4 protein-coding genes are annotated in these 6,853 nt (G+C 73.9%); 2 read left to right on the top strand and 2 right to left on the bottom strand.

The features are described from left to right. Both treY and glgX read right to left on the bottom strand, forming a co-directional pair. A partial coding sequence (treY, locus tag L7D48_RS14175; protein ID WP_237879793.1) for a malto-oligosyltrehalose synthase occupies positions 1-2,377 on the bottom strand: 2,377 nt, incomplete at its 3' end. 120 nt (positions 2,378-2,497) lie between these two features. Then, entirely contained in the window at positions 2,498-4,612 is a 2,115-nt protein-coding gene (gene glgX / locus L7D48_RS14170) for a glycogen debranching protein GlgX (RefSeq protein WP_237879792.1), read from the bottom strand. A 217-nt stretch (positions 4,613-4,829) separates the two neighbouring features. On the opposite strand from glgX, the gene L7D48_RS14165 reads away from it, so the two are divergent. Beyond that, entirely contained in the window at positions 4,830-6,098 is a 1,269-nt protein-coding gene (locus L7D48_RS14165; RefSeq protein WP_237879791.1) for an SAV2148 family HEPN domain-containing protein, read from the top strand. 75 nt (positions 6,099-6,173) lie between these two features. Then, the gene (locus tag L7D48_RS14160) at positions 6,174-6,725 is read left to right on the top strand and encodes a DUF1697 domain-containing protein (RefSeq protein WP_237879790.1); all 552 of its coding nucleotides are present in this window, start codon (positions 6,174-6,176) and stop codon (positions 6,723-6,725) included. The last annotated feature ends 128 nt before the right edge of the window (positions 6,726-6,853 follow it).

Genomic DNA, 6,853 nt, shown 5'->3' with positions numbered 1-6,853 from the left:
CCCGGCCGCCCAGCAGGTCCCGCCACCGCCCCGGCGGCAGCTCCAGGGCGGTCTCCCGCCAGCCGCCCGCCTCCGCCAGCCGCAGCGAGAGCCGGGTCGCGACGCAGACCACCTCGCCCGAGCGCGCGTACGCCACACAGTGCCCGGCCGCCGGCCCCGCGGCCCGCAGCGGCTCGTACGAGGCCTTCGCGCCGAACCAACCCGGGTGCTCCCGCCGCAGCCGCAGCGCCGCCCCGGTCAGGGCCCGCTTCTCCTCGGACAGGGAATCCGGCAGCCAGGCCGCGGCCTCCTGGCGGGCCTCCGAGGTCTCCTCAGGCGCTTCCCGCGCGAAGGGCGGGAAGTCCGGCAGCCGCCGGTTGTCGGGATCGACCAGCGCGGCGTACACCCGCTCGGTGCCCATGTAGAGGTCCGGCACGCCCGGCATGGTCAGATGCAGCAGCGCCGCGCCGAGCACGTTGGCCCGCACCGGACCGGCCAGCCCCCGCGCGAACTGTGCCACCGTGTACAGCGGCGGTCCGCCCGGTCCCGCCACCGCGAAGCGCTCGACGGCCTCCTCGTACGCCGCGTCCCGCTCCGTCCACGTGGTGCGCAGCCCGGCCTCCCGCACCGCCTTCAGCAGCGCGGGCACCAGCCGCTCCTGGTAGGGGAAGCCCATGCCGTACGCCGTCTGCCACGCCACCCACGCCACGTGGCGGTCCGGGGCCTCCACCCCGGAGGCGCGCAGCGTCTCCCGCGTCACCCGCTCCAGCAGCTCCGCCCACCGCCCGGGACACTCCGTCAGCACCGCGAGCGCCGCCCGTACGTCCGCGCTGCGCTTGGTGTCGTGCGTCGACAGCACGGTGCCGGTGGCCGGCCAGTCGCGCTGGAGCCGGGCGCAGTACGCGTGGAACTCCTCCGGCGCCACCTGCGGACTGCCCGGATCCCCGCCCACCTCGGCGGCCGACAGCAGCGGCGCGTAGCGGTAGAAGGCGGTGTCCTCCTCCGACTTGGCCCGCAGCGCCGCGCAGACCTGCGCGAACCGTGCGCAGAAGTCCCGCTGGGCCTCGCCGTCCCCCAACCGGCCCAGCGCCAGGTCCCGCACCACGTCCACCGCCGCGGCCTCCTGCGGCACCGCGAACGCCGCCCGCGCGCCCTCGGCCGCCTCCTCCAGCATCGCCCGGTCCTCCGCGCCCACCGGGCCGCCCGCGGTGACGTACGGCCGGTACACCGGCACCCGTGCCAGCACCTCCTCGATCGCGGTGCGCAGCGCCCAGGGCGCGTGGTCGCGCAGCGCCAGGCCGGGGGCGGCCTCGCACACGGCGGCGGCGGTGCGGGTCAGCCGCCCGACCTCGGCGGCCAGGTCGTGGGCGACCACCTCCCGGGCGGCCCGCCGCACGGTCGGCCCCCACTCGCCGCCCGCGTCCGGCGCGGCGCCGGTGAAGCCGCGGTAGAGGGCGGACAGCTCCGCCAGCCCGTCCGGGTCGACGAAGAGGCCGTCGATACGGTGCAGCGCGTCGTACCCGGTCGTCCCGGCCACCGGCCAGGACACCGGCAGCCGCTCGCGGGGGCCGAGGATCTTCTCCACCACCGTCCAGGCCCGGCCGCTCTCCTCCTCCAGCCGCAGCAGGTACGCGCCCGGGTCGGCCAGCCCGTCCGGGTGGTCGACCCGCAGGCCGTGTACCACGCCCTCGCGCAGCAGCCGCAGTACGCACGCGTGGGTGGCGGCGAAGACCTCCGGGTCCTCCACGCGCACCCCGATCAGGTCGGCGATGGTGAAGAAGCGCCGGTAGTTCAGCTCGGTGCGGGCCAGCCGCCACCAGGCCAGCCGGTAGTGCTGGGCGTCCAGCAGCTCGGGCAGCGGCAGGTGCTCGGTGCCCTCGCGCAGCGGGAAGCGGTGGTCGTGGTAGGCCAGGACGCCGCCCTTGACCGTCAGCGCCCCCAGCTCATCGCCCAGCCGCCCGCCCAGCACCGGCAGCAGCATGCGGCCGCCGCCCGCCTCCCAGTCGATGTCGAACCAGCGCGCGTACGGGGAGGCCGGCCCCTCGCGCAGCACCTCCCACAGCGCCTCGTTGAGCCGTTCGGGGACGGGGACGCCCATGTGGTTGGGGACGATGTCCACCACGATGCCCATGCCGTGCTCCCGCGCGGCGCGCGACAGCGACCGCAGCCCCTCCTCGCCACCCAGCTCCTCGCGGACCCGGGTGTGCCCGGTCACGTCGTAGCCGTGGGCGGAGCCGGGGGCGGCCTCCAGCACCGGGGACAGGTGGAGGTGCGAGACCCCGAGCGAGGCCAGGTACGGCACGGCCCTCTCGGCGGCGGAGAACGGGAAGCCGGGCTGCAGCTGGAGCCGGTAGGTGGCGGTCGGCACGGCGGGCACGACAGGGGACTGAGGGGACATGTGGTGCATGTTCCCTCCGGGTGCCCGCCGAACCCGCCGCCTGTCGGGCGACATCCCCCGCCCGGGGAGGGCGTGCGGGGCCGGTCGGGCCCGGGGCGCGCGGGGCCGGTCGGGGGCCGGTCAGGCGGGACGCTGGAGCACCGTCAGGCTGCGGTCCACCAGGGTGATCCGGGAGCCCGCTCTCACCAGGGGGCCGGTGCCCGGCGGCACCCCGTCCTCCCGCGAGGTGTCCACCACCACCTGCCACTCCCGCCCGTGGTCCACCGGCACGGTGAACCTGCGCGGGGTCGGCTGCGCGTTGAACATCAGCAGGAAGGAGTCGTCGGTGATCCGCTCGCCGCGCTCGCCGGGCTCGGAGATCGCGTTGCCGTTGAGGAACACCGTCAGCGCCCTGGCCTGGGCCTCCTGCCAGTCCCGCTGGGTCATCTCCTCGCCCTCGGGGGTGAACCAGGCGATGTCGGACAGCTCGTCGTGGGTGCCCTCCACCGGCCGCCCGTGGAAGAAGCGCCGCCGCCGGAAGGCCGGGTGGTCGCGGCGCATGCCCACCATGGCCTGCACGAACTCGCACAGCGGATGCTTCTCGCCCGGCTCGGGCCAGTGCACCCACGACAGCTCGCCGTCCTGGCAGTAGGCGTTGTTGTTGCCCTTCTGGGTGCGGGCGAACTCGTCGCCGTGGCTGAGCATCGGCACGCCCTGGGAGAGCAGCAGGGTGGCGATGAAGTTGCGCATCTGCCGCCCGCGCAGCGCCAGGACGTCCTCGTCGTCCGTGTCCCCCTCCACCCCGCAGTTCCACGAGCGGTTGTGGCTCTCGCCGTCCCGGTTGCCCTCGCCGTTGGCCTCGTTGTGCTTGTCGTTGTACGACACCAGGTCGTGCAGGGTGAAGCCGTCGTGGCAGGTGACGAAGTTGATCGATGCCAGCGGGCGTCGCCCGTCGTCCTGGTACAGGTCGGAGGAGCCGGTCAGCCGGGAGGCGAACTCCGCCAGCGTGCGCGGCTCGCCCCGCCACAGGTCCCGCACGGTGTCGCGGTAGCGGCCGTTCCACTCCGTCCACAGCGGCGGGAAGTTCCCCACCTGGTAGCCGCCCTCGCCCACGTCCCACGGCTCGGCGATCAGCTTCACCTGGCTGACCACCGGATCCTGCTGCACCAGGTCGAAGAACGACGACAGCCGGTCCACCTCGTGGAACTGGCGGGCCAGGGTGGCCGCCAGGTCGAAGCGGAAGCCGTCCACGTGCATCTCGGTGACCCAGTAGCGCAGCGAGTCCATGATCAGCTGCAGGACGTGCGGGGAGCGCATCAGCAGCGAGTTGCCGGTGCCGGTGGTGTCCATGTAGTACCGGGGGTCGTCGGTGAGCCGGTAGTACGAGGCGTTGTCCAGGCCCCGGAAGGACAGGGTCGGCCCCAGGTGGTTGCCCTCGGCGGTGTGGTTGTAGACCACGTCGAGGATCACCTCGATGCCGGCCTGGTGCAGCGCCTTGACCGCCTGCTTGAACTCCAGCACCTGCTGGCCCCGGTCGCCCCAGGAGGCGTAGGCGTTGTGCGGGGCGAAGAAGCCGATGGTGTTGTAGCCCCAGTAGTTCGCCAGCCCGGCGTCGGCCAGCCGGTGGTCGGTGACGAACTGGTGGACCGGCATCAGCTCCAGCGCGGTCACCCCCAGCTTCGTCAGGTGCTCGACGATCGCCGGGTGGCCCAGCGCCGCGTAGGTGCCGCGCAGGTCCTCGGGCAGCTCCGGATGGAGCATCGTCAGGCCCTTGACGTGGGCCTCGTAGATGACCGTCTGGTGGTAGTCGGTGCGCGGGGGCCGGTCGTCGCCCCAGTCGAAGTAGGGGTTGACCACCACCGACGCCATGGTGTGCGGGGCGGAGTCCAGGTCGTTGCGCCGTTCGGGTTCGTCGAAGTGGTAGCCGTAGACCGCCTCGTCCCAGTCGATGGCGCCGCTCATCGCCCTGGCGTAGGGGTCCAGCAGCAGCTTGGCGCTGTTGCAGCGCTTTCCCTTCTCCGGCTCGTACGGCCCGTGCACGCGGAAGCCGTAGCGCTGGCCGGGCATGACGCCCGGCAGGTAGGCGTGCCGCACGAACGCGTCGGACTCGCGCAGCTCGATCGCCGTCTCCGACCCGTCGTCGTGCAGCAGGCACAGTTCGATGCGCTCCGCCGCCTCCGAGAACACGGCGAAGTTCGTCCCGGCCCCGTCGTACGTGGCGCCGAGGGGATAAGCCCGTCCAGGCCAGACCTGCATGTCGACTCTTCCTGTCGCGGTCTCTACCCGTTACCCGTTTTCGCTGCATCCTTGCGCAGTACTGGTGCGGGAGACGGGCACCGGATGGGCGCAGCATCCATCTTCCCCCGGATGAGCGTACGGAGAAAGGAACTTGGTGGCGGGATACTGCTGCGTCCCCTCCCGGGAGGGCAGTAGGCTCCTTGATCGAACAGCAGGTCCGGAAGGCGGTGCGCAGGTGGGCTCGGGAGGGCTTGAGCTTCCCTCGGGGGACGGGGGCGGCGAGAGCGGTGCCGCCGGGGCGCCCGGAGCGGTGCCGCCCGGCACGGTCTCCCTGGCCCGGCCGATGGAGATCGGCGCGGACCTCGCCTGGGGCGCCGAGGAGTGGGCCGAGGTTCGGCTGCGCGCCCAGCGGGCGGGACGGGCCTACATCTGGCTCAATCTCGTCGAGCAGCGGCTGCGCGCCGTGGTCGCGGCGGTGCTGCGGCCGATCTACGAGCCGGTGCACGGCGAGGAGTGGGTCGTGGCGGCGGCCGGCCCGACCGGGCAGGAATGGGTCCAGCGGGCCGCGGCCGTACGCGAGGTCAGCCGCCGCAAGGGCTATCTGCTCGACCCGGCCGACGACACCCTGCTGTCCTTCCTGACCCTGCCGCAGCTGCGCGAGCTGGTGGTGCAGCACTGGCCCTGCTTCGAGCCCTACTTCGACGGGCGGCGCGAGCTGGAGCTGGCCCTGGACGAGCTGGAGGTCGCCCGCAGCGCGGTGGCGCGCAACCGCGCGCTGTCCCCGGCCGTCCTCGCCCAGGCCGAGCGGATTTCGGCCCGGCTGCTGGACCTGCTGGGCGCCGGCCGCGACATCCCCTCCGTCCACCGGCTGCCGGTGGACGCGGTGGAGGAACTGGTCGGCGACCGCTTCGCCGACGTCGTCGGCGTCCACCCGGACCGGGTGCGCCTGCAGCGCCAGCTCCCGGCCGAGGACCTGTTCGGCGGAGCGCGCCGGCTGGACGCCATCGGCATAGGACTGAACCTGCTGGTCCAGAACTACTCCGGGCGCCGTCTGGTGCGGCTGGCCGAGTCCGGCTGCCGGGTGCGGCTGCTCTTCCTCAACCCGGCCAGCAGCGCGGTGCGCCGCCGGGAGCGGGAGCTGGGGCTGAAGAAGGGCGAGCTGAGCCGTTCGGTGGAGATGAACATCCTCCACATGCGGCGGGTGCGCTCCCGGCTGCGGGACGCCGGCGCCTTCCAGATCCACGTCTTCGACGAGACCCCGCGCTTCACCGCCTACCTCGTCGACGGCGACGGGCCGGACGGCATCGCGGTGGTCCAGTCCTACCTGCGCCGCATCCGGGGGATGGAGGCCCCGGTCTTCGTGCTGCGCGGCGGCGGCCGGGACATCGTCCAGGGCGGGACCGTCCAGGGTGGCCCGCAGGGGGAGGGCGCCGAGGGCGGGCTGTTCCACCTCTACCGCGAGGAGATGGAGTCGGTGTGGGCCGACTCCCGGCCGGTGTCCTGACCCGGCCGGGCCCGCCGTGCCCGTGCCGCCGCGCCCCGGCAGGCGCTGTCGCACCCCGGCACTAGGCTGCCGGGCATGACGGGACGGCCGGAGAGGTACGCGGCGCTGCTGCGCGGGATCAACGTCGGCGGGAGCAAGAAGGTGCCCATGGCCGAGCTGCGCGAGGTGATGGCGGGGCTCGGCTGGGAGGACGTGCGCACCTACGTCAACAGCGGGAACGCCGTCTTCACCGCCGGCCGCCGGGACACCGGCGAGCTGGCGGCCGAGCTGGAGGCGGCGATCGCCGGCCGCTTCGGCTTCACCGTCTCCTGCCTGGTCCGCACCGCCGGCGAGTTGCGCGCGGCGGCCGACGCCTGCCCGTACCCGGCCGCCGACACCGACCCGGCCAAGCTGCTGGTCCTCTTCCTCGGCCGTGAACCGGACCGCGGGCGCCTGGCGGCGGTGGACGCGGCGGCGTACGCGCCCGACGAGTTCCGGGTGGGGGAGCGCGAGCTGTACTGCTGGTTCCCGGACGGCATGGGCCGCAGCAAGCTGCCCGGCGCGCTGGAGACGGCCTGCCGGGGCACGACCGTCACCGGCCGCAACTGGCGCACGGTCACCAGGCTGCTGGAGATGGTGTCCTCCTAGCCTCTGGCCGCCGCCTTCCCGCGCACCCGGCCGGGCGGTGTGAACGGCGCCGGTCCGGGCACCCGCCCCCGGTCGTGGAGCACACCGACCGGAGGCAGGCCGATGGAGGGCAAGCAGGAGACGGGGGC

This window comes from Streptomyces sp. ICN903 (assembly GCF_022015835.1).
Taxonomy (GTDB): Bacteria; Actinomycetota; Actinomycetes; order Streptomycetales; family Streptomycetaceae; genus Streptomyces; species Streptomyces fenghuangensis.
The sequence above is the reverse complement of the archived record's forward strand: the minus strand, read 5'-3'. Positions and strand labels throughout refer to the sequence as shown.